This is a genomic window from Desulfoprunum benzoelyticum, from assembly GCF_014201505.1.
In the GTDB taxonomy this organism is placed as follows: Bacteria; Desulfobacterota; Desulfobulbia; order Desulfobulbales; family Desulfocapsaceae; genus Desulfoprunum; species Desulfoprunum benzoelyticum.
This window is the reverse complement of record NZ_JACHEO010000001.1, coordinates 390,892-412,156: the sequence shown is the minus strand read 5'-3', so window position 1 is coordinate 412,156 and position 21,265 is coordinate 390,892. Positions and strand designations below refer to the sequence as shown.

18 protein-coding genes are annotated in these 21,265 nt (G+C 63.5%); 12 read left to right on the top strand and 6 right to left on the bottom strand.

Annotated elements, in window-relative coordinates:
- Window positions 1-116 precede the first annotated feature (116 nt).
- Both HNQ81_RS01780 and HNQ81_RS01775 read right to left on the bottom strand, forming a co-directional pair.
- Window positions 117-530 carry a DnaJ family domain-containing protein gene (locus HNQ81_RS01780; RefSeq protein WP_183347685.1) on the bottom strand — a complete coding sequence of 138 codons (414 nt, stop codon included), beginning with the start codon at window positions 528-530 and terminating at the stop codon, window positions 117-119.
- A 76-nt stretch (window positions 531-606) separates the two neighbouring features.
- Window positions 607-2,745: an LTA synthase family protein gene (locus tag HNQ81_RS01775; protein ID WP_337833407.1), complete on the bottom strand. Its 2,139-nt coding sequence runs from the start codon at window positions 2,743-2,745 to the stop codon at window positions 607-609.
- A 208-nt stretch (window positions 2,746-2,953) separates the two neighbouring features.
- On the opposite strand from HNQ81_RS01775, the gene HNQ81_RS01770 reads away from it, so the two are divergent.
- The 9 genes from HNQ81_RS01770 (at window position 2,954) to der (ending at window position 12,300) form a co-directional block, all read left to right on the top strand.
- Window positions 2,954-4,231: a hypothetical protein gene (locus HNQ81_RS01770; protein WP_183347681.1), complete on the top strand. Its 1,278-nt coding sequence runs from the start codon at window positions 2,954-2,956 to the stop codon at window positions 4,229-4,231.
- A 113-nt stretch (window positions 4,232-4,344) separates the two neighbouring features.
- Window positions 4,345-5,514, top strand: coding sequence for an exo-beta-N-acetylmuramidase NamZ family protein (locus HNQ81_RS01765; protein ID WP_183347679.1), 1,170 nt, complete (start codon window positions 4,345-4,347; stop codon window positions 5,512-5,514).
- Window positions 5,515-5,558: 44 nt separating this feature from the next.
- A complete protein-coding gene (lpxD, locus tag HNQ81_RS01760; RefSeq protein ID WP_183347677.1) occupies window positions 5,559-6,611 on the top strand; it encodes a UDP-3-O-(3-hydroxymyristoyl)glucosamine N-acyltransferase in 1,053 nt (350 codons plus the stop codon).
- A 12-nt stretch (window positions 6,612-6,623) separates the two neighbouring features.
- Entirely contained in the window at window positions 6,624-7,076 is a 453-nt protein-coding gene (fabZ, locus tag HNQ81_RS01755; protein ID WP_183347675.1) for a 3-hydroxyacyl-ACP dehydratase FabZ, read from the top strand.
- Between the two features lie 138 nt (window positions 7,077-7,214).
- A complete protein-coding gene (gene lpxA / locus HNQ81_RS01750; RefSeq protein ID WP_183347673.1) occupies window positions 7,215-8,012 on the top strand; it encodes an acyl-ACP--UDP-N-acetylglucosamine O-acyltransferase in 798 nt (265 codons plus the stop codon).
- A gap of 6 nt (window positions 8,013-8,018) precedes the next feature.
- Window positions 8,019-8,861, top strand: coding sequence for an LpxI family protein (locus HNQ81_RS01745; RefSeq protein WP_183347670.1), 843 nt, complete (start codon window positions 8,019-8,021; stop codon window positions 8,859-8,861).
- 4 nt (window positions 8,862-8,865) lie between these two features.
- Window positions 8,866-9,747: a nucleotidyltransferase family protein gene (locus tag HNQ81_RS01740; RefSeq protein WP_183347668.1), complete on the top strand. Its 882-nt coding sequence runs from the start codon at window positions 8,866-8,868 to the stop codon at window positions 9,745-9,747.
- 34 nt (window positions 9,748-9,781) lie between these two features.
- On the top strand, window positions 9,782-10,837 hold the full coding sequence (locus HNQ81_RS01735; protein WP_183347666.1) for an aminoglycoside phosphotransferase family protein: 1,056 nt from the start codon (window positions 9,782-9,784) through the stop codon (window positions 10,835-10,837).
- Between the two features lie 107 nt (window positions 10,838-10,944).
- Window positions 10,945-12,300, top strand: coding sequence for a ribosome biogenesis GTPase Der (gene der, locus HNQ81_RS01730; RefSeq protein ID WP_183347664.1), 1,356 nt, complete (start codon window positions 10,945-10,947; stop codon window positions 12,298-12,300).
- A gap of 184 nt (window positions 12,301-12,484) precedes the next feature.
- Here the strand turns inward: der and HNQ81_RS01725 are convergent, their stop codons facing one another.
- The 3 genes from HNQ81_RS01725 to ftsY all read right to left on the bottom strand — a co-directional run bounded on the left by HNQ81_RS01725 (window position 12,485) and on the right by ftsY (window position 15,889).
- Entirely contained in the window at window positions 12,485-13,678 is a 1,194-nt protein-coding gene (locus HNQ81_RS01725) for a pyridoxal phosphate-dependent aminotransferase (protein ID WP_183347662.1), read from the bottom strand.
- 69 nt (window positions 13,679-13,747) lie between these two features.
- On the bottom strand, window positions 13,748-14,578 hold the full coding sequence (locus tag HNQ81_RS01720) for a J domain-containing protein (protein ID WP_183347660.1): 831 nt from the start codon (window positions 14,576-14,578) through the stop codon (window positions 13,748-13,750).
- Between the two features lie 30 nt (window positions 14,579-14,608).
- Window positions 14,609-15,889, bottom strand: a complete 1,281-nt coding sequence (gene ftsY / locus HNQ81_RS01715) for a signal recognition particle-docking protein FtsY (protein ID WP_183347651.1) — start codon at window positions 15,887-15,889, stop codon at window positions 14,609-14,611.
- A gap of 315 nt (window positions 15,890-16,204) precedes the next feature.
- On the opposite strand from ftsY, the gene HNQ81_RS01710 reads away from it, so the two are divergent.
- The 3 genes from HNQ81_RS01710 (at window position 16,205) to selB (ending at window position 19,839) form a co-directional block, all read left to right on the top strand.
- Window positions 16,205-17,152, top strand: coding sequence for an Mrp/NBP35 family ATP-binding protein (locus HNQ81_RS01710; protein WP_183347649.1), 948 nt, complete (start codon window positions 16,205-16,207; stop codon window positions 17,150-17,152).
- Window positions 17,153-17,251: 99 nt separating this feature from the next.
- Window positions 17,252-17,878 carry an MBL fold metallo-hydrolase gene (locus HNQ81_RS01705; protein ID WP_183347647.1) on the top strand — a complete coding sequence of 209 codons (627 nt, stop codon included), beginning with the start codon at window positions 17,252-17,254 and terminating at the stop codon, window positions 17,876-17,878.
- A 29-nt stretch (window positions 17,879-17,907) separates the two neighbouring features.
- Window positions 17,908-19,839, top strand: coding sequence for a selenocysteine-specific translation elongation factor (gene selB / locus HNQ81_RS01700; protein ID WP_183347645.1), 1,932 nt, complete (start codon window positions 17,908-17,910; stop codon window positions 19,837-19,839).
- 16 nt (window positions 19,840-19,855) lie between these two features.
- Here the strand turns inward: selB and tilS are convergent, their stop codons facing one another.
- Entirely contained in the window at window positions 19,856-21,259 is a 1,404-nt protein-coding gene (gene tilS / locus HNQ81_RS01695) for a tRNA lysidine(34) synthetase TilS (protein WP_183347643.1), read from the bottom strand.
- Between the last annotated feature and the right edge of the window lie 6 nt (window positions 21,260-21,265).

Here is a 21,265-nt window from a genome sequence, read left to right as displayed (position 1 = left end):
TAATTGCGTAGCCGCTTTTATCGAGCTACCGGGGGCAGGATCGGTTGTGCAATCAGATCAGGGAGGTGCCCGGTGCAGGGTCTGTCGGCACAAGGGGCGTCGGAGCGGGACCGAGGTCATTCCTTGTCGCCCGTCGATGACTTGTCCGGCGGCGTCTTGCTCTTGACCGAGATCCGCTCGACGACATTGCGATAATATTCGTGCTGACTGTTGATCGAGGTGGTAAAGGACCGTTTCGCGTCGATCTTCATCATCAGGATCTCGAGCTTCTTCATCTGCCGCAGGCGTTCGTGCTCGTCCTCGGTGGAGGTGATCAGGTCCTCGAGGCGTTTGACCTCCTTGCGCTCTTCCACCTCCGGCGGCAGGAAGCCGCCGTTCTTGAGGATCTTGTAGGCGATTTTCAGCTCGGCCGGGACGAAGCTGTCATCCTCCAGCGGCAGCGGCTTGTACTTGAAACTGGTGTCACTGAGATCGCGCTCCTCCATGGCCTGGAGGATCTTCTGTTCAGCGAGAAAGGTGAGGATGTTCATCTGTGGTCCTTGCAAGAGTGGAAAAACCGGGTTGCCGACCATTGTAGCACAGGACCGCCGGTCGCGGCACCTGATTTTACAGGATGGCCTCGGTTGCAGTGCCGCGATTGATCGTCACGTCGAATTCCTCCAGCCGGATCTCGGCATCCTCGCCCTCGCCGACGAGATGGAAGGAGAACGACTGTCTGGCCGTGGGGTTGTCGATGTCGAATTCGATCCTGCCCTCGTCGCCGGCCTGGAGCACCGGGAAAGGGGGGTAATCGATGCCGCCGACCAGTTTTTCGAACTGGCGCAGGAACAGCTGGAGCCGGATCCCCTTTGCCGAGGCCTTGAGGGCCTTGACCCGGATCGACACGTGGACCTTCGACCCGGCCGGAAAATCGAGATACTGGGCCCCGGCAAGATTGTCGGTCCACTCGTTGACGATTTTTTCCGGCAAGCGGCGGATTTCGCCGTTGGCGAAGCGCAGCAGCTGCGACTTCTCCCGGCTGGCGAGCTTGTGGTCGAGGACGGCGGCGAGGGCGAACAGCCGCGGGCCGTTGTTGCCGTCGTCGTGGCTGAAATCCTGCGGCGGCGGGCCGATGAGGCTGGTCGCGGCGCCGACGGTGCAGCCGCCGCTGCGGGAACACTCGAACCTTCTGCCGTCACTCGTCTGCCAGCGCAGCTTGCTGTTGGTGTAGGACACCATCTCCCGCGGCTGTCGATAGTCGCGGAACATGCTGCGGCCGATGACCGCCTCCGGCGCCGGCAGACCGAGGTAGTCGAGGACCGAGGCCTCGATGTCGACCAGGCCGTAGCCGCCCGCCTTGATCCGGGGCAGAGTCGGGCCTTCCGGGGCCAGGATCGCCATCATTCCCCAGCTGCTCGCCCACTCACCGATAGTGTCGCCGTGCGATTCGTCGGAGGTGATGAGCACCAGGGTATCGTCGAGGACCCCGTCGGCCCGGATTCCCTGGAGAAAATCGGCCACCGCCTGGTCGAGGATGGCGACGGTGGCGATCATCCGGTTGGGGTAGCGGGCGGCGACATCCTCCGGCACCGCGTACGGCTGGTGGGTGCCGACCGTCAGCAGGGTGAGGAGCCAGGGCTTGTCCGCGGCCCGCAGCTCGGCGATGTACTGCCGGGCGCCGCGGAAGAAGACCGGGTCGGTCTTGCCCCACATGAAGGGGTAGGGGTCCGGTTCGGTGAACCACTCGTTGCCGTGGACCTGCTGGAAGCCGACGTTGGGCATGACCTGGTCCTTGCCCATGAACGACAGCCCCGCCGCCTGGAGGTAGTGGGTGTCCCAGCCGTTGGCGGCCAGCTGGGCCGGCAGGCATTGCCGGGCCTGCTGCGGATTGAACTGGAGCTCGAAGGCCTTCGACATGTCGTAGGAAAATTTGCTGAAATCGCCGCACAGCATCGAGTAGAGGCCGCGGATGGTCTGGTGGCTGTGGGCGACGAAGTCCGGAACGAGGGTGGCGTCGGCGGTGGCGGCCGCCAGGTCTTCCATCTGGTACGGCCCCTCCGGGATGGCGAAGGCCTTGCGGATCTCCGGCAGGTACAGGCCGGGCAGCCCCTCGAGGGCGATGATCAGGACGTTTCTGGCCTTGCCCTTGCCGGCCAGCAGAGGGGTGCCGGAGAGATCGAGGCGGCGGAGGGAAGGGGGCAGGTCGGCGGCCGTCAGCTCCGCCGGCTTCGGCAAGAACGAGGTTGCGGCGGCGTCGCTGATGAACCAGTGCAGCGGGTTGAAGCGGGCGGCGATGCTCCTGTCGTTGAGTTGCCGGCTGAGATAACCCTGGGCGACGAGGAGCAGGACCACGAAGACCGCTCCCGGCAGCAGAACGGAAAGGCGCGGGCGGCGGACTCGGACCAAGCTGGCGACGATCGCGGCAACGACCAGCAGCGCCGTGAAAACCGGATAGGTCAGGTGCAGCCCGGCGGCGCTGTTGCCGATGAAGTTGGGATCGGTGAGGTACTGCAGGTCCTGCCACGACGGCAGCCGCTGCATCGCCGCATACAGTTCCTGCGATCCGGCCTGGAACAGGGCCCAGAGCAGGAGCAGGACGAGGCGCAGAAGGCGGGGGCTGGAGATGGCGAGCAGGTAGACGGCGAGGCCGATGGCGCTGTCGGACAGCAGTCCGGCCGGTTCCCCCAGGCCGTGCCGGAACAGCCGCCAGAAGAATGGGAGAAAGCTTGGAATTGCCGGAATGATAAGGAAAATCTTGTTGTTCACAACCTTGGTCCTCGTTCTAAAGCCAATTGGTCGGTAAAAACCGATTATTATAACCTTATCAAGGAAAAAAAGCGATAAGGACGAAGAATCCAGGCGGTTGCCGGTCATCGTGGTGGACGCTCTCGAAATTTCCTGATACTATCTGCCATCCTCTAACCAATCCGGCAACTGCGCACGGTCAGTGGCCGGGATCCGACAGGTTCTCCGCATGCATCCGAACTTATTTCTGCTTCTGGCCCTGTTTTTTCTCCTCGTGCCGCTGCGGGCGGCAGCCGACGGCTCCGCCACGGTCAAGACCTCGGCGCTGACGGCCGACACTCCGGCGCCGCAACGGTTTGTCGTCAAGGGCACGTCGATTATCGACCTTGCGCGCGGCAAGGCCCCGGTCTTTCTCAAGGGGATCGGCTACTCCCCCTATCTGCCGGGAGAGACCCCGATCTATGGGGCCGCCCCCGGCAACGATCACCGCTATGCCGAGCATGTGCCGCTGATGCGCGACCTCGGGCTCAATTACATCCATGTCTTTCCGCTGAAGCTGCCGGCCAGATTTTTCGAGGAGCTGGACAGGACCGACCTGCTGTACGGCCAGGATATCTGGGTCTGGGCCTACGAGGAGGACTTCCTCGACGAGCAGTTCCTCAACAAGACCCTGACCCAGATCTACGAAGTCATCGATCACACCTATGCCGTCGGCCGCCCCGACCGCCTGGTGTTCTTCTCGGTCGGCGACGAGCTCCAGGCCGATGCGGTGATGCGGACCAATAGCCGCCACCCCGATGTCCGGGACTTCACCGGCCGCCATGTCGTCGTCCGCAACCGCACCCCGACCGAGATCGCCCTGGCCCGCCTGATCGACGGGGCGATGGAGTACGAACTGCAACGCTACGGCCGCCGCCATCTCTACTGCCACACCAGCTGGACCCATATCGGTCCGATCGGCGACCGCCCCGACCTCGAGGTTCCCCGGGAGCATATGATCACCCCCGATATCGGCGACCTCATCTGCCTCAACGTCTACACCTATGCCCGCGGGGTCCGGACCTCGCCCCCCGGTTCGATCACCGGGTCGACATACCAGGGCTATCTCGAAGACCTGGCGGCCAATGCCGGAAAACCGATCCTGATCACCCAGGTCGGCCTGTCGACCTCACCCTTCGAGCCCAAAGCCTGGGTCCCCGGCTTCGGCGGCCACCGGGTCGAGGATGTGCCGGACACCTACCGGGCAGTGTGGAACGATCTCCGCACCGCCTGGGGGCGGGAGAAATTCGCCGGTCTGGTCTTTTTCCAGCTCCACGACGAGTGGTGGAAGAGCGGCGAGGACCCGACCGATGCCACCCGCCATGAGCGCCAGGATCCGGAAGAGTGGTTCGGCATCTTCGAAATCGTCCCTGAAACCAATACCATGGCCCCGAAGGGGAATATTCCCGAGACCGTCCGCTACCTCTTCGGCGATCATCAGGATTCACCGCTGACCCCTGATCCCTGAGAGGTCGGAGGCAGCCTTCGCTCAACCCGGCTTTTGACTTTTTCCCCGGTGCCAGCTACTATGGCAGTCTTCTGCGAACTTTGTGGCTCTCCCTCATTCGTTAAGCATCAATCATGATCGATATCGGACTTGAACACTTACTGGCCGGAGGCGACCGATCTCTCGCCGGTCGGCGGCTGGGCCTGCTGTCCAACCAGGCCTCGACCGACCGGCGCCTCCGTCACGCCCGGCTGCTGCTGCAGCAGCGTTTCGGCCGGGGGTTGACCTGCCTCTTTTCGCCGCAGCACGGTTTTTTCGCGGAGAAGCAGGACAACATGGTCGAGTCGGATCATGCCGTCGATGATGAGACCGGGCTGCCGCTCTTCAGCCTTTACGGCGACAGCCGCCGACCGACGCCAGAGATGTTCGAGAGGATCGACGTCCTGCTGATCGATCTGGTCGATGTCGGCACCCGGGTCTATACCTTCCTCTACACCATGGCCTACTGCCTGGAGGAGGCCGCCCGCCGCGGCATCCGGGTCGTCGTCCTCGACCGGCCCAACCCGACGGGAGGGGCGGCGGTCGAAGGCAATATCCTGCGCCCGGAATGCGCCTCCTTCGTCGGCCTCTATCCGCTGCCGATGCGCCATGGTCTGACCTTCGGCGAGCTGGCGCTGCTGGTCAACGGCGAGGCGGGGCTCGGCTGCGATCTCGAGGTCGTGCCGATGCGGGGATGGCAACGGTCGATGCGGTTCCGCGACACCGGTTTTCCCTGGGTCTTCCCCTCGCCCAATATGCCGACCCCGGAGACGGCCCTGGTCTACCCCGGCCAGGTGGTCTGGGAGGGGACCAACGTCTCGGAGGGGCGGGGGACGACCCTGCCCTTCGAACTGGTCGGCGCCCCGTACTGGGATTGCCGGCGGATCCTCGCCGCCCTGGAGGCGACCCCGCTGCCCGGCTGTTGCCTCCGCCCCCTGGTGTTCGAGCCGACCTCGGGCAAATGGGCGCAGCAGGCCTGTGCCGGTTTTCAGTTCCACGTGACCGATGCCGAGGCCTTCAGGCCGTACCGGACGAGTCTGGCCCTGCTGCAGGCCGTTTTCCAGTTGTATCCCGACGAGTTTCACTATAAACAGCCTCCCTATGAATATGAATTCGAACGCCTGCCGATGGATCTGATTCTGGGAGACGCGGAGGTCCGCCGGCAACTCGAGGCCGGGACGCCGGTCCTGGCGCTTGAAGAGGGCTGGAGCCGGGAACTCGAGGCGTTCGAGCAGTTGCGGCGGCAGTATTTTCTCTATTACTGAGCGTGCATGAGGAGCACCCTGTACTCTTCCTGATCGGTGACAACATGAGTATCCAAGCGATGAAAATAGAAGAGCTGGCCCGGCTGGTCGAAGGGACCGTGGCCGGCGAGGCCGAGTTGGAGGTCAGCGGTTTCGCCCCGCTCGAGGCCGCCGGCCCGAACGAGATCTCGTTTCTGGTCAACAAGGCGAAGGTCGATTCCCTGAAGGCGAGCCGGGCCGCGGCCTTTCTGGTGCCGCTGAATGTCGGCGATCTGCCCGGGGTCACCGTGATCCGGGTCAAGGACCCGAACCTGGCCGGGGCGATCATCCACAGCGCCTTCCTGGCGACGCCGTTTCAGGCCGACGGCATCCATCCCCGGGCCCATGTCGGTCGCGACTGCCGGATCGATGCTGCGGTCAGCATCGCCCCGCTGGCGGTGATCGGCGACCGGGTCAGGATCGGCCCCCGGGTCCGGATCGAGGCCGGAGTCGTGATCGGCGATGATGTGACAATCGGCGAGGGAACGATCATCAAGGCCAATGCCGTGGTCTCCACGGGATCGCTGATCGGCTCCAGGGTCATCATCCACCCCGGCGTCGTAGTCGGGTCCGACGGTTTCGGTTTCGCCACCGATGAGCGCGGCTGCCATGTCAAGCGGCCCCAGGTCGGCATCGTCCGGATCGACGACGATGTCGAGATCGGCGCCAACACCTGCGTCGACCGGGCCGCCTACGGCGTCACCTGGATCAAGTCCGGGGTCAAGATCGACAATCTGGTGCAGATCGGCCATAATGTCGTTGTCGGCGAGAACTCGATCCTCGTCGCCCAGGCGGGGATCGCCGGCTCGACGACTCTCGGCCGCAATGTCGTGTTGGGCGGCAAGGCCGGGGTCAAGGGCCATATCCATCTCGACGACCGGGTGATGGTCGCGGCCGGCAGCGGGGTCCACGACAACCAGCCGGCGGGGACGATGATCGGCGGCTATCCGGCGATCCCGATCCGCAAATGGACCAAGTCGGCGGCGCTCTTTGTCAAGCTGCCCGCGCTCTACGCCGAGGTCAGGGAGTTGAAAAAGGAACTGGCCCAGCTGCTGGGCCGGAACAAAGAGGATCAGTGAAGGAGATGGGAGATGACGGAAACGATTGTGCCACAGAATATTGATGTTGTCGAGATCATGAGGTTTCTCCCGCATCGCTACCCCTTCCTGCTGGTCGACCGGATCGTGTCGATCGACCCCGGCAAGGAGATTGTCGGGATCAAGAACGTGACGATCAACGAACCGTTCTTCCAAGGGCATTTCCCCGGCCGGCCGGTCTACCCCGGGGTGCTGATCCTCGAGGGGATGGCCCAGACCGGCGGGGTCCTCGCCTACTACGCCTTTCCCGAATCGATCGGCACGAAGCTGATTTATTTTGCCGGCATCGACAAGGCCCGCTTTCGCCGCCTGGTGACCCCGGGCGATCAGCTGGTGATGAAACTGGAACTGGTGAAACACAAGCGGTCGATCATGATCATGCACGGCCAGACGTATGTCGACGACCAGTTGGTGGCCGAGGCCGAACTGATGGCCTCGTTTTCCTGATACCGGCCGATAACGGCGATCGGGAGCCGCACCCCGAACAAAAACACCTTGCACCGATGGTGAGAAGACGGTAAGGAAGACCTCCTTGTCCCCTGGCCGTACCCCCCCCTCGATCCCCTGAAGAAGAGTAGAGATCATATGCCAATCCACCCCACAGCAGTCATTGATAAAAAGGCCGAACTTGACTCCTCCGTCACCGTCGGCCCCTATGCGGTCATCGAGGCCGGGGTCCGCATCGACGCCGACAGCCGGGTCGAGGCCCATGCCGTCGTCAACGGGCCGACGACCATCGGCAGACGCAACCTGATCAGCTCGTTCGCCACGGTCGGCGGCGCCCCCCAGGACCTCAGCTACAAGGGGGAGCCGACCGAACTGATTATCGGCGACGACAACCAGATTCGCGAGTACGCCTCCATCCACCGGGGGACGACCCATGACGAGGGCAAGACGATCATCGGCGACCATAACCTGCTGATGGCCTACACCCATGTCGCCCACGACTGCCGGATCGGCAACCATGTCATCATGGCCAATGTCGCGACCCTGGCCGGTCATGTCGAGGTCGGCGACCGGGCCTCGATCGGCGGCCTGGTCGCCGTCCACCAGTTCTGCCGCATCGGCAAATTCAGCTACATCGGCGGCGTCTCGGGGATCAGCCTCGACGTCCCGCCCTATGTGATCCTGGCCGGCACCCGCAACCGTACCCGGATCTCGGGGGTCAACAAGATCGGTCTCAAGCGCAACGGTTTCGCCCGCGAGACCATCAACAATCTCGACAACGCCTTCCGCATCATCTTCCGCACCCCGGAACTGCTGATGAAGGACGCCCTCGAACAGGCGCGGAGCGAATTCCCCAACTGTCCGGAGGTCCAGTATCTGATCAGGTTCTTCGAGCAATCGAAACGCGGCGTCGTCAAGCGGACGGTGGAAGACTGACGAGTGATGGGGAACGACCCGGGGAATATCGGCATCATCGCCGGCGGCGGCCAGTTTCCGCTGCTCTTTCTTGAGGCGGCGCGGCGGGCCGGGCGGACGGTCGTGGTGATCGCCCACAAGGGTGAGACGGCTCCGGAGGTCGCCGCCGCCGCCGATGCGGTGTGCTGGGTCAAGCTCGGCCAGCTCGGCAAGGTCATCTCGTTTTTCAAGGCCAACCGGGTGTCCGAGGCGGTGTTTCTCGGCTCGATCACCAAGACCCAGATCTTTCGCGATGTCCTCCCCGATCTCAAGGGCCTGACGTTGTGGAACAAGATCGACCGCAAGCAGGACGACGCCATCCTCCGGGCCGTCGCCGGGGCCCTGGAGCAGGAGGGGATCTCCGTGCGGGAATCGACGCTTTATCTCCGCCACCTGCTGTTCCCGGCGGGGCTCCTCTCCCGGCGCAAACCGACCAAAGAACAGCGCCAGGATATCGAATTCGGCTGGCGCAACGCCCGTGCCATCGGCGCCCTCGACATCGGCCAGTGCGTCGTCGTCCGCAACCGGACGGTGCTGGCGGTCGAGGCGATCGACGGGACCGACGCGACGATCCGCCGCGGCGGGCTGCTGGCCAAGGAGAAGGCGGTCGTGGTCAAGGTGCGCAAGCCGGGCCAGGATTTTCGCTTCGACCTGCCCGCCACGGGCCTGGCCACGATCACGACCCTGCGCAGCGTCGGCGCGGCGGTGCTGGCGGTCGAGGCCGGCCAGTCTCTGCTCTTCGATCCCGAGGCGATGATCCGTGAGGCCGATGCCGCCGGCATCGTCGTCGTCGGCGTCACCGAGCGGGAAGACGGCACGCTGGACTTCTGAACCGATGCAGGCGATGATCCTGGCCGCCGGTTTCGGCACCCGTCTCCTTCCCCACACCCTGCTGCGGCCGAAACCGCTGTTTCCGATCCTCAACCGGCCGCTGCTGCTGCTGACGGTCGAACGCTTGCAGAATGCCGGTTTCAGTCGTATCATCGTCAACTGCCATCATCTCGGGGAGCAGATCGTCGACCTGCTTCAGGGCATGGCCGGGGTCACGGTGCTGCTCGAGGACACCATCCTCGGCACCGGCGGCGGGCTGCGCGGCGCCTTGCCCCATCTCCACGATGCGCCGCTGCTGATAACCAACGGCGACATCTACCACGACTTCGACTTCGCGCGGCTCTATGCCGGACATCGGCAGGAGGGCCGGCGGGTGTCGCTGGCGGTCCATGATTATCCCCGTTTCAACAATGTCCGGGTCGAGGCGGGTCGGGGGATCACCGCCATCGGCACGAGCGGCGAGGGCTGCCTGGCCTTCACCGGTCTCCACGTCATCGATCCCGAGGTCCTCGAGGACATCGCCCCCGGCCGCTATTCCTGCATCCTTCACCGTTATCGGCAGCTGCTGGCATTGGGGGAGGAGATTGCCGCCGTCAGGATGCATGGATACTGGACCGACATGGGGACGCCGGCCGATTATCTCGCCCTCCACGGCGGCCTGCTGACCGGCGCCATCCCCCGCTGGTCGGAGATCGGAGGGGAGGAGGGCGCTGCGTTTCTGTGCGGGCCGGGGACGAGGATGGAGGCCAGGCCGGAGTGGGAGGACTGGTGCTGTCTCGGTGATGTCGACATCGGCGCCGGGGTGCATCTGGCCCGGGTCGTCGCCTGGGATGGGGTGCGGATCGCCAGCGGCTGCCGGCTGGCGGACGTGCTGCTGTCGGCGTGAGGCGGCAGGGAGGCGATGATGGAGGTGACGGGAGATGACCAGCGAAACCCATCTGCTTGAAGAACTGCTGCCGCTGCTGCGGGATGTCGGCCTGATCGGCCGCGGCGAGGAATCGGGTCTGGCGGTCGCCATGCTTGCCGCCGACGGTTCGACCCGGCGCTTCGTCCGGATCAGCCGGCACGGCCGGGCGCTGGCTCTAGCGATCTTCCCCGAGGTCGCCGAGGGCCGGATGCTGGCCGAGGCCGTCGCCGCCTGGCGGATCGGCCGCCATCTCCAGCGCCAGGGGATACCGGTGCCGGAGCTGTACGGCTGGGACGAGCGCCGCGGCCTGGTCCTGTTCGAGGATCTCGGCGATACCCGGCTCCACGATCTGGTTCAGGCCACCGATTTCGACGATTTCGCGGCCCGCAACCGCCTGCTGGAGTTGTACCGCCAGGTCATCGACCGCCTCGTGGCGATGCAGATCGACGGCGCTCCCGGCCTGGATGGCCGGTGGTGCTGGGACACCCCCCGCTACGACCGGCAGCTGATGCTGGAGCGGGAATCCGGCTACTTTCTCCGCGCCTTCTGGCAGGACCTGCTCGCTCTTCCCGTTCCTGCCGGCATCGATGATGAATTTGCCGCCATTGCCGACATGGCGGCCGAGGCCCCCGCCGGGTTCTTTCTCCACCGCGATTTCCAGAGCCGCAATATCATGGTCAAGGATGGGGCCATCCGGATCATCGATTACCAGGGCGGCCGCTTCGGCCCGCTCGGCTACGACCTGGCGTCGCTGCTGATCGATCCCTATGCCGATCTGCCGCCGGCGTTCAGCGACCAGCTGTTCGACTGGTATCTGGAGCGGCTGGGCGAAAGGATCACCATCGATCGCCGGCAATTCCGCCGCCACTACTCCCTTCTGGCGCTGCAGCGCAACCTCCAGATCATCGGCGCCTTCGCCTTTCTCGCACACGTCCGCGGCAAGCTCTTTTTCGCCGACTATATCCGGCCTGCAATCGGGAAACTCCAACTGCGCCTGCAGGAGCCGATCTTTGCCGGGCAACCGATTCTGCGGGCGATGGCGGAGAGGGCGGTCGAGCGGCTGGGGTAGGGAGGGCGTCCGGGGCCTCGTCGCTTCTCCGCCCGGCCGTCGAATACCGTGCACATTCGGTCCTGATCGGGTACATACAGCCTGTATCTCCACCAAAGGAAAGAATCATGCCCACTTCTTCATGTCCCATCGTCGCCCTGGTCGGTCGTCCGAACGTCGGCAAGTCGACGCTCTTCAACCGCATCACCCGCTCCCGCAAGGCCCTGGTCGATCCCACCCCCGGGGTCACCAGGGACCGGCATTACGACCGGGTGGTGTGGGAAGACCACCCCTTCATCCTGGTCGACACCGGCGGCATCGACGACAACCCCGATGACGCCCTCGTCTCCCATATCCGCGAGCAGGCCCTGGCGGCGATCGACGAGGCCGACATCATCCTCTTCCTGATGGACGGCCGGACCGGCCTGACGCCGGCCGATCACGCGGTGGTCGATATCCTTCGCCGCACCGACAAGCCGATCTTTCACGTCGTCAACAAGATCGATGGGCCGGAGCACGAGCAGGAGCTGCTGGCGCCGTTCTACGAGCTGGGGATCGAGCGGCTGTGGGCGCTGTCGGCCGAGCACATCTACGGTTTCCGCACCCTGATGGACGCTCTCGGCACGGTCCTGGCCGAACGCACCGTCGACGAGATTGTCATCGATCTGCCGGAGGACACCGTCAAGGTCGCCTTCCTCGGCCGTCCCAATGTCGGCAAGTCGTCGATGATCAATCAGATTGTCGGCGAGGAGCGGATGGTGGTCTCGGAGATCTCCGGCACCACCCGGGATTCGGTCGACACCCTGCTGGTACGGGGCCGTTACAGCTATCTGCTGATCGACACGGCCGGTATCCGTCGCAAGGGCAAGACCACGGAGAAACTGGAAAAATTCAGTATCTTGAAGTCGTTGGCGGCGCTCGAGCGCTGTGATGTGGCGGTCGTGCTGATCGATGCCGGCGAGGGAATGACCGAGCAGGACACCCGGATCATCGGCTATGCCCTCGAGCAGGGTCGCGGTCTGATCGTCCTGGTCAACAAGTGGGACCTGGTCGCCGGCGACAAGAAGCGGCAGGAGGAGGTCCTGGCCGCGGTCGGGCAGGCCCTGCCGTTCCTCGGTTTCGCGCCGCTGCTGACCGTGTCCGCCCTGACCGGTTACGGCATCAAACGGCTGTTCCCGGTGATCGGTTCGGTCTACCGCCAGTTCAAGGCCAAGTTCACCACCGCCGCCCTCAACCGCCTGCTCCGGGAGGCGGTCGAGGAGCATAGCCCGCCGATCTACAAGAACAAGCGGCTGAAGTTCTACTACACCTCCCAGATCGGCACCTGTCCGCCGAAATTCGTCATCATGACCAACAGCTCGAAGGGCGTCCACTTTTCCTACGAGCGCTACCTGGTCAACCGCTTCCGCCAGGGCCTGGGGCTGGACAAGGTCCCGATCCGGATCTTCTTCCGCGACAAGACGGAACAGCGGGAGAAGGAGTGATTAAGCGATCAAACGATCAAGCGATTAAACGATCAAACGCTTAAACGCTTAAACGCTTAAACGCTTAAACGCTTAAACGCTTAAACGCTTAAACGCTTGAACGCTTGAACGCTTGAACGCTTGAACGCTTGAACGCTTGAACGCTTGAACGCTTGAACGCTTGAACGCTTGAACGCTTGATCGCTTAAACGTTCCCCTCCTTGGCCTTGGCCATCGCCTTCTGGAAACCCTCGGCCGAGCGGCGGATGACCTCGTCCTCGACGCAGAAGGCGAGGCGGAAATGGCCGGCGGCGCCGAAGCCGACGCCGGGGACGGCAAGGATCCGCTGTTCCTGGAGCAGGGCGATGAAGGCCACGTCGTCGGCCAGCGGCGATTGCGGGAAGATGTAGAAGGCGCCCTTGGGGGCGGTGAACGTGTAGCCGGCCTCACGCAGGATCGAACAGAAGCTCTCGCGGCGCCGGGCATAGACTGCGGTATCGACGGTGACCCCCTGCAACTCGGCGACGACGCGCTGCATCAGGGCCGGGGCGTTGACAAAGCCGAGGATGCGGTTGGCCAGGGTCAGCGCATCGATCAGTTCGGCCTTGGCGTCGATCTCCGGATGGACGGCGAGATAGCCGATGCGCTCGCCGGGCAGCGACAGGTCCTTGGAATAGGAAGAGACGACGATGCTGTTGCGGCAGGCGGCCATGACCCCCGGCACCGAGCCGCCGTCGAAGACGATCTTGCGATAGGGCTCGTCGGCGATCAGGTAGATCACCGTGCCGAAGCGCCGTCCGGCGGTCTCCAGCAACTTCCCGAGGGCGGCCAGCGACTCGGCGTCGTAGATCTGGCCGGTCGGGTTGTTGGGCGAGTTGATGACGATTGCCTTGGTGTTCGCCGAGATCGCCGCTTCGATCGCTCCCAGGTCGAGGTTGAACTCGCCGTCGGTGTTGACGGTCCGGCCGACCCCGCCGTGGTTGTCGAGGTAGAAATTGTACTCGACGAAGTAGGGGGCGAGCAGGATGACCTCCTCACCGGGGTTGAGCAGGGCCTTGAAGACGACGTTCAGACCGCCGGCGGCGCCGCAGGTCATCAGCATGTCACTCCCGGCGATGGTCACCCCCTGCTCGGTCGACATCTTTGCCGCCAGGGCCTCTTTCACCCAGGGGTAGCCGCCGTTCGGCATGTAGCCGTGGACGCCCGGGCGTTCGTCGGCGGTGATCCGGCGGATGACCTCGGTGAATTGCGGCGGCGGCGGCAGATCCGGGTTGCCGAGACTGAAATCGCAGACATTGTCCGCCCCGAATTCGGCCTTCATCCTTGCCCCTTCCTCGAACATCTTGCGGATCCATGAGGATTTGCGGCCGAACAGCTGCATTTTTTCGGAAATAGCCATTGTCACACTCCTTTCCCTCGCGGGATATGCCTGCCGCCGGACCGCCCTGGCGGGACTGCCGGCGCGGCATTACATCGTTTTCTTGAAATAATCGTAAGCCTGGTTGATTTCCTTCATCTTTTCCTCGGCCACGGCCCTGAATTCCTCGCCCAGGTGACTGACCTTGTCCGGGTGGTACTGCATGCTGAGGGTCCGGTAGGCTTTCTTGATCGCCTCCATATCGGCGCCGGACTCGAGGCCGAGGACGGCGTAGTGGTGCGCCGCCATCTCCCGGGGCGCTGCGGTCCCCGTTTCCCGGCGGCGGGTGTACTTGGCCTCGATCGTCCGCCGCTCATATTCCGAGATCTCAAGAAATATTCCGATATTACGGGCAATTTCAAGTTCCGGTGGGGGGATCACGCCCTTGGTCGAGAGAATCTGGTAGATCAGCTCGAGCAGGATCAGGCGCGGTTCGTAGGCGAAGGTCGCCTTGAACTCCTGCAACAGGCTGTCGAGGCTCTGGGGCGAGGAGGTCGCCTCCTTGATCAACTCCTTGACCCACATCATCTGGGTCTGGGAGTAGCGCAGGTTATACTGGAAGAAGCGCTGGATGGTCTGGACTTCGTCACGGGTGATCTCGCCGTCGATCCTGGCGATCCGGATCAGGATCTGGACGAGCAGCGAGACGAAGCGGTTGTGGCTTTCAGTCTGTGACTGTTCGTAGGTGGCGACCCGCTTTTGCACCCAGTAGGAAAATCCCCAGAACAGGGCGATGAACAGCAGCACCCCGGCAAAGCCGGAAAAGATCAGGGCGCCGAGGAAGTTCAGCAGGGCCGGGGCCCCGCCGGTGACCAGGATGATGAGCATCAGGATCAGCAGACAGCCGCCGCATCCGGGTTGCTCGCGTCGTTGATAATTCATGGGGAGTTGTCGTTATCCGTCCGGTATCGCTCAGGGGAGCCGGCTCTCGAAAAGGGCCTCGATGAATTCGTCGGGATCGAAATCGCGCAGGTCTTCCATCTTCTCGCCGACGCCGATGAACCTGATCGGGGTCTTCATTTCCCGGCATATATTGGCGACGATGCCGCCCTTGGCGGTCCCGTCGAGCTTGGTCAGGGTGATGCCGGTGATGCCGACCGCCTCGTGGAACAGTTTGGCCTGGGAGATGCCGTTCTGACCGGTGGTGGCGTCGATCACCAGCATGACCTCGTGCGGCGCCCCCTCGAGACGCTTGCCCATGACCCGTTTGATCTTCTTCAGTTCCTCCATCAAATTGGTCTGGGTGTGAAGCCGGCCGGCGGTGTCGACCAGGACGACGTCGTAGTTCTTCGCTTTGGCGATATCCATGGCGTCATAGACCACCGACGACGGGTCGGCGCGATCGGCGCGGGCGACGACGTGGACGCCGTTGCGTTCGCCCCAGATCTGCAGCTGGGAGACGGCGGCGGCGCGGAAGGTGTCGCCGGCGACGAGCATCACCGAGCGGCCGGCCTTGACGAACTTGTGGGCGATCTTGCCGATGGTGGTGGTCTTGCCGACGCCGTTGACGCCGACCACCATGATGACGAAGGGGCCGCTTTCCGGCATCACCAGCTCGGCGTCGCGCTGGTAATCGATGATGAAGGACTTGATCTTGTCCTTGAGGGCGAGTTTGAGCGATTCTGGATCCGACAGTTCCTTGCGGTGGACCTTGCGCCGGGCGTGGTCGAGCAGTTCCCTGGTGGTGGTGACGCCGAGATCGGCGGTGATCAGCAGTTCCTCGAGATCGTCGAACAGTTCGGCATCGATTTCCTTCCTGCCGAGGAACAGGCGGTCGAGCTGGTACGTGAAGGCCTCGCGGGTCTTCGACAGCTTCTCGGCGAGTCGTCGCAGAAACGAGGGCCGGGATCTGGCCGCTCCCGCCTCTTCCGCCTCCGGCTCCTCCTCTTCTTCGGTGTCGGCTCTGGGTTCGACCGCAGTTGCCGCCTCCGGCACCGGTTCTGCTGGCGATTCTGCCACCGGTTCGGTGGCGACGGGGATCTCGGGCGCTGTGGCGGCCGCCGTCTCCGCTTCGACCGTTGCTTCGACCGTCGCTTCGACCGCCGCTTCGACCGTCGTGACGGCCTCCTCAACGACCGTCACCGCAGGATCCGGGGATGTTGCCTCCGGCGCTGCGGCAGGGAGCTGTGTATCCGGTGTCGCTGCGGGAGTCTCACCCTTCTTCGAGAACTTTTTCTTGAACCAGCCCAGCATGGGATATCCTTAAGCAGAATGGAATAGTGAGGATGGCAGGCGCAAAGCAGCATCGGTCGCCGTGCGAATTTATCATAGTACGAATTGGCTCGGAAGAAATCAACAAAAAGAGGATAGTGGCGACGGTCCGGCATGCCGTGGTTTTTCGGCTGAACCGCGACGATTGCCGCCTGCCCGAATGGAAATGGTTTGCATTTCCCGACATCGGCATTACTGTGTCTGGAGTTGCCCGGAAGGTCGGTGATACCGGGAAACAGCCACTATCTTTGTGCCCTTCAGGGCATTTTGTTTTTTGTCGAAACAGGAGGAAGTACGATGGCAGATTCTTGTGGAAGTTCCTGCTCAAGCGCCAAGACGAGCAATTGCGGTACCACCAGGGAGGCGCAGGATGCGGCTCTGGCCCAGCAGGAAAACGCGATAACCCGATCACTGGGAAAGATTAAGAATAAAATCCTCGTTATGAGCGGTAAGGGCGGCGTCGGCAAGTCGACCGTCTCCGTCAGCCTCGCTCTGGGCCTGGCCCAGAGGGGGTACATGGTCGGTCTGATGGATGTCGATATACACGGTCCGGACGTCGTCCGCATGCTGAACATGAAGGGCTCCCTCGAACCGTCGGCGACAGCGGGCGGCCTGGTCCCGCCGCTGTACTATAACGACAATCTGAAGGTCGTGTCGCTCGAGTACATGCTCAAAGACCGCGATCAGGCCATCATCTGGCGGGGTCCGCTGAAGATCCAGGCGATCCGTCAGTTTGTCGCCGACATGGACTGGGGTGAACTCGACTACCTGATCATCGATGCCCCTCCCGGTACCGGCGACGAGCCGTTGTCGGTCGCCCAGACCATCCCCAATGTCAAGGCCATCGTGGTTACCACGCCGCAGAAGGTGGCGCTGGCCGATGTCCGCAAATCGATCAATTTCTGCAAAACGGTCAATGTCGAGATCACCGGCGTCATCGAGAACATGTCCGGTTTTGTCTGTCCGCACTGCAACCAGACGGTCGATATCTTCAAGACCGGCGGCGGCGAAGAGGTGGCGCGGGAGTTCGATCTGCCGTTCCTCGGCCGCATCCCGATGGACCCACGGATCGTCGTTGCCGGTGATGACGGCACGCCCTACCTGTCATCGAGCGAGGAAAGTCCGGCGACCAAGGCCTTTGCCGGGGTGCTGCAGGCCATCGAGAACCGGCTGCCGCCGGTCAAGACCCCGGTCTCCCTGAATATTGCTGGGGGATGTGGCTGCGGCTGCGGTGGTTCCAACTGAGATCGGCCGCCTCCTTCCCGGAGGCGGGTTTATCATGGCAGGGGGAGGGCGCCGCCTCTTCCCCTGCCTTACCTTACAGATCAAAGAGGTTGAGCAGGGATGGAAATCAGACAGATGTCGGTAGGGACGATGGCGGTGTGCTGCTACATTGTCAGTTGTCCGCAAACCCGCCAGGCCGCGATCGTCGATCCCGGCGGCGACGAGGAGCGGATTCTCGCAGAGGTCAAAAGGGCAGGGCTCGATGTCCGGTACATCATCGCCACCCATGGACATCCTGACCATGTCTGCGGCATCCGCAGGATCAAGGAGGCGACCGGCGCCGAGATCATAATGCACCGCGCCGACGCGGCATTTTTCTGGCAACCGGACACCCAAAACTATTTTTCGATGCTGGGACTCGAGCCTTCTCCTCTCCCCGACCGTCTGGTCGAAGACGGGGACATCATAGAGCTGGGCAACGAGCAGCTGCAGGTCATCCACACCCCCGGTCATACTCCGGGCGGGATCTGCCTGCTGTGCGGTCAGGACCTGCTGACCGGCGATACCCTCTTTGTCGGCGGCATCGGCCGCACCGATTTTCCCGGCGGTTCGCACCAGCAGCTGATGAACTCGATCAAGGACCGGCTGATGACATTGCCGGGCGACACAATCGTCTGGCCCGGCCACGGCTACGGCGGCAGCCGCTCGACCCTCGCCGAAGAGCTGCAGACCAACCCCTTTCTCTGATCCCATGATTTTTCCCCCATCAGCCTATTATGCGTGAAATCGTCCTCGGCACCGCCGGCCATGTCGATCATGGCAAGACCAGCCTCGTCAGAGCCTTGACAGGCATTGAAACCGACCGTCTGAAAGAGGAGAAGAAGCGGGGGATCACCATCGAACTAGGTTTCGCCTTCCTCGACCTGCCCTGCGGTCACCGGATCGGCATCGTCGATGTCCCCGGCCATGAGCGGTTTGTCAAGAACATGGTGGCCGGGGTCACCGGCATGGATCTGCTCGCCTTCATCATCGCCGCCGACGAGGGGATCATGCCCCAGACGAAGGAGCATTTCGAGATCTGCCGGCTGCTCGGGGTCAAGCAGGGGATGATCATCGTCACCAAGAAGGATCTGGTGGAAGAGGATTGGCTGGAGATGGTCGAGGACGAGATCCGCCAGTTCTGCGTCGGCAGCTTTCTCGAGGATGCGCCGCTGGTCTTCGTCTCGTCGATCACCGGCGAGGGGATCGACAAGGTCATCGAGATCATCGACGGTTTTGTCCGCCAGCATCATTTCCAGGAGGTCTTCGGTCCTTTCCGCCTGCCGGTGGACCGGATCTTCGCGATGAAGGGCTTCGGCGCGGTCGTCACCGGCACCTCGATTTCCGGGCGGACTTCCCTGGGCGAGGAGTTGCGGTTCTATCCAAGTGAGCTGGTCGCCAAGGTGCGCGGCATCCAGGTCCACTCCCAGGCGGTCGAGGAGGTCGAGGCCGGCCACCGCACCGCCATCAACATGCAGGGGGTCGATATCGCCCAGGTCGAGCGGGGGATGGTGCTCGCTCCTCCCGGTTCGCTGCAGCCCAATTACATGCTCGATTGCGGCTTGCTCTACCTCGGCTCGAATGCCAAAAACCTCAAGCACCGCACCCGGATCCGGTTCCATGCCGGCACCGCCGAGATCATCGGCCGGGTGTCGCTGCTTGATCGCGACGAACTCGAGCCCGGGGCGGAAACGGGGGTTCAAATCCTGCTCGAACAGCCGGTGGCGGTGTGGCCGGGCGACCGTTATGTCATCCGCAGCTATTCGCCGGTGACGACGATCGGCGGCGGGGCGATCCTCGGCAATGTTTCGCCGCGCAAACGCAAGCGGCTCGGTGAGGCGGACCGGCAGTACAACCGTGAGGTCTTTGCGATCCTCCGCGATGGCAGTCCCGAGGACAAGGCCCTGCTGTATCTGCGGGAGAGCGGGGCCCGGGGGCTGACCTTCGACGACCTGGCGATCCGCTTCGGTCTGTTCGGCAAGCACCTCAGAAAGATCATCGATCCGCCGCTGTCAACCCGCAAGATCGTCGTTGTCGATTCGACGACTCAGCGCTATCTCGCCGCCGATATCGCCGATGCCATCCGCCAGACCCTGGTCGACAACCTCACCGCCTATCATCGTGACAACCCGCTGCAACTCGGGCTGTCGAAGGAGGAACTGCGTTCCGGGCTCGGCCGCAAGGTCGATCAGAAGGTCTACAGTTTCTGCCTCGGCGATCTGCTGCGCAAGGAGATCGTGGTTCAGGAGGAATCGCTGGTGCGGCTGGCCACCCATCAGGTCGCCCTGAAGGCCGATGAGGAAAAGCTGCAGCGGGAGATCATCCAGTGGTACCATGACAAGGGCCTGTTCACCCCGACCTTCAAGGAGACCATGGAGCGGTTCGCCGTCTATCCCGAGAACCAGGTCAAGGAGGTCATCGATCTCCAGCTCCGGGAAGGCAAGCTGGTGAAGATCAGCGAATCGCTGTACTACTCCAGGCAGACGATCGAGCAGCTGATGTCCTCGGTCGAGGCCTTCATCAAAAAGGAGGGAGAGATCGACGCCCCCGGCTTCAAGAACCTCACCGGCCTGACCAGGAAGTTCTCCATCCCGATCCTCGAATACCTCGACCGCATCAAGCTGACGATCCGGATCGGCGACAAACGCATCCTGCGGAAGAAGGCCTGAGGGCCGGCCGCAGGAACTAACGACCGCCCCTCTCTCCCGTCTCCGCAGGTCGCCAGCGTATGACCAGGGCGGTCCGGCTGGCGGCGGTCAGGCGGAAAGACTCGTCGATCTCCAGCCCCGGCAGGGCAACGATCTGCTCCTGCATCATCAGCACCGGATAACAATCACGCATTTCTGATGAGATACCGTGATCACTGAGAAATCGGTTGACCTTGCGGCTGCCGCCGCGGCCGGGGGGGCGGAAACGCTGTCCGGCAACGACCGAGCGCAGGCGGAGGGGGAAGGAGATCCGGGCGGCGTCGACGCAGAGTCGGCCGGCCGGCTCGACCGGGACCTCCTCCAGACGCAGTTCCAGCACGGCGCCGATTGCGGCGATCGGGTAGACCCCGGGGGCCGGGATCGGTGTGTCGATGGCGATCGCGGCCCTGCCGCTGCCGCGAAAGGCCGTTCTGCCCAAGGGGTAGCGGAATTCGAGGCTGTCCGCAGTTCTCCTCATTCGCAGTCCCCCGCCCAGGTGAACCTCGCGGCCGGGCCCGTCGCCGTCGGTCAGTGCCAGGATCCGGTCGATCTGGCGGAAGGTCGGCCTGGCGCCGAGGGTCCAGCAGCAGCGCTCGATGATCCGCCGCCTGATCGCCGGATGGATGGCGTCGAGGGGAGGGAGCGGGACCGCCAGACGATCGGGGCCCTTTTCTTCAATCAGCGGCAGGGCCTGCTTCGTCAAGTCGGCGAGCAGTTCCTCTTCGCGGCCCAGGATCTCCATGGTCTGGAGGATCGTTCGTCGGATCGAGGGATTGAACTGATCCTCGAGGAGCGGCAGGAGGTCGAGACGCACCCGGTTGCGGAGGAAACGCCGATCCAGATTCGACGAATCGACGCAATAGGGGATGTTCCTGGCGGCGAGGAAATGCAGCAGGGTCTGCTTGTTCAGGTTCAGCAGGGGGCGGATGACCCGACCGTGGCGGTAGTCCATGCCGGCCAGGCCTTTTCTGCCGCTGCCGCGCACCAGCCGCAGCAGGAATTCCTCGACCTGATCGTCGGCGGTGTGGGCGACGGCGATGGCGGCGGCATCGTACTCCAGGCGGATGGCCTCGAGGGCCTGGTAACGGAGGATGCGGGCCGCCTCTTCGAGGGAGAGGCCGAGGGCCGCGGCGTAGTCGCGGGCCGGGACGGCACGGCTGCAGAATCTGGTCCCGGTCGTCGCTGCGAGCTGGGCGACCGTGTCCTGTTCCGCCCCGGTTTCGCCGGGACGCAGGCCATGATCGATGTAGGCGGCGATGCACTGCAGGTTGAGGTCGGTTTCGGCGAGGAGGAGCAGGAGCGCGGTCGAATCGGGGCCGCCGGAGACGCCGACAACGACGCTGTCATTCTCTTTGAGAAGCTTGTTCCTGACGATGACTTGTGATATGGTTTTCTGCAGCACGTTGAC

Bases quoted from the DNA above. Each gene is read 5' to 3' on its own strand.
- HNQ81_RS01710 (WP_183347649.1), top strand. From the start codon at position 16,205: ATGGCAGATTCTTGTGGAAGTTCCTGCTCAAGCGCCAAGACGAGCAAT.
- ftsY (WP_183347651.1), bottom strand. From the start codon at position 15,889: ATGCTGGGCTGGTTCAAGAAAAAGTTCTCGAAGAAGGGTGAGACTCCC.
- HNQ81_RS01780 (WP_183347685.1), bottom strand. From the start codon at position 530: ATGAACATCCTCACCTTTCTCGCTGAACAGAAGATCCTCCAGGCCATG.
- HNQ81_RS01720 (WP_183347660.1), bottom strand. From the start codon at position 14,578: ATGAATTATCAACGACGCGAGCAACCCGGATGCGGCGGCTGTCTGCTG.
- selB (WP_183347645.1), top strand. From the start codon at position 17,908: ATGCGTGAAATCGTCCTCGGCACCGCCGGCCATGTCGATCATGGCAAG.
- HNQ81_RS01765 (WP_183347679.1), top strand. From the start codon at position 4,345: ATGATCGATATCGGACTTGAACACTTACTGGCCGGAGGCGACCGATCT.
- HNQ81_RS01770 (WP_183347681.1), top strand. From the start codon at position 2,954: ATGCATCCGAACTTATTTCTGCTTCTGGCCCTGTTTTTTCTCCTCGTG.
- HNQ81_RS01735 (WP_183347666.1), top strand. From the start codon at position 9,782: ATGACCAGCGAAACCCATCTGCTTGAAGAACTGCTGCCGCTGCTGCGG.
- HNQ81_RS01740 (WP_183347668.1), top strand. From the start codon at position 8,866: ATGCAGGCGATGATCCTGGCCGCCGGTTTCGGCACCCGTCTCCTTCCC.
- HNQ81_RS01745 (WP_183347670.1), top strand. From the start codon at position 8,019: ATGGGGAACGACCCGGGGAATATCGGCATCATCGCCGGCGGCGGCCAG.
- fabZ (WP_183347675.1), top strand. From the start codon at position 6,624: ATGACGGAAACGATTGTGCCACAGAATATTGATGTTGTCGAGATCATG.
- lpxD (WP_183347677.1), top strand. From the start codon at position 5,559: ATGAGTATCCAAGCGATGAAAATAGAAGAGCTGGCCCGGCTGGTCGAA.
- HNQ81_RS01725 (WP_183347662.1), bottom strand. From the start codon at position 13,678: ATGGCTATTTCCGAAAAAATGCAGCTGTTCGGCCGCAAATCCTCATGG.
- der (WP_183347664.1), top strand. From the start codon at position 10,945: ATGCCCACTTCTTCATGTCCCATCGTCGCCCTGGTCGGTCGTCCGAAC.
- lpxA (WP_183347673.1), top strand. From the start codon at position 7,215: ATGCCAATCCACCCCACAGCAGTCATTGATAAAAAGGCCGAACTTGAC.
- HNQ81_RS01705 (WP_183347647.1), top strand. From the start codon at position 17,252: ATGGAAATCAGACAGATGTCGGTAGGGACGATGGCGGTGTGCTGCTAC.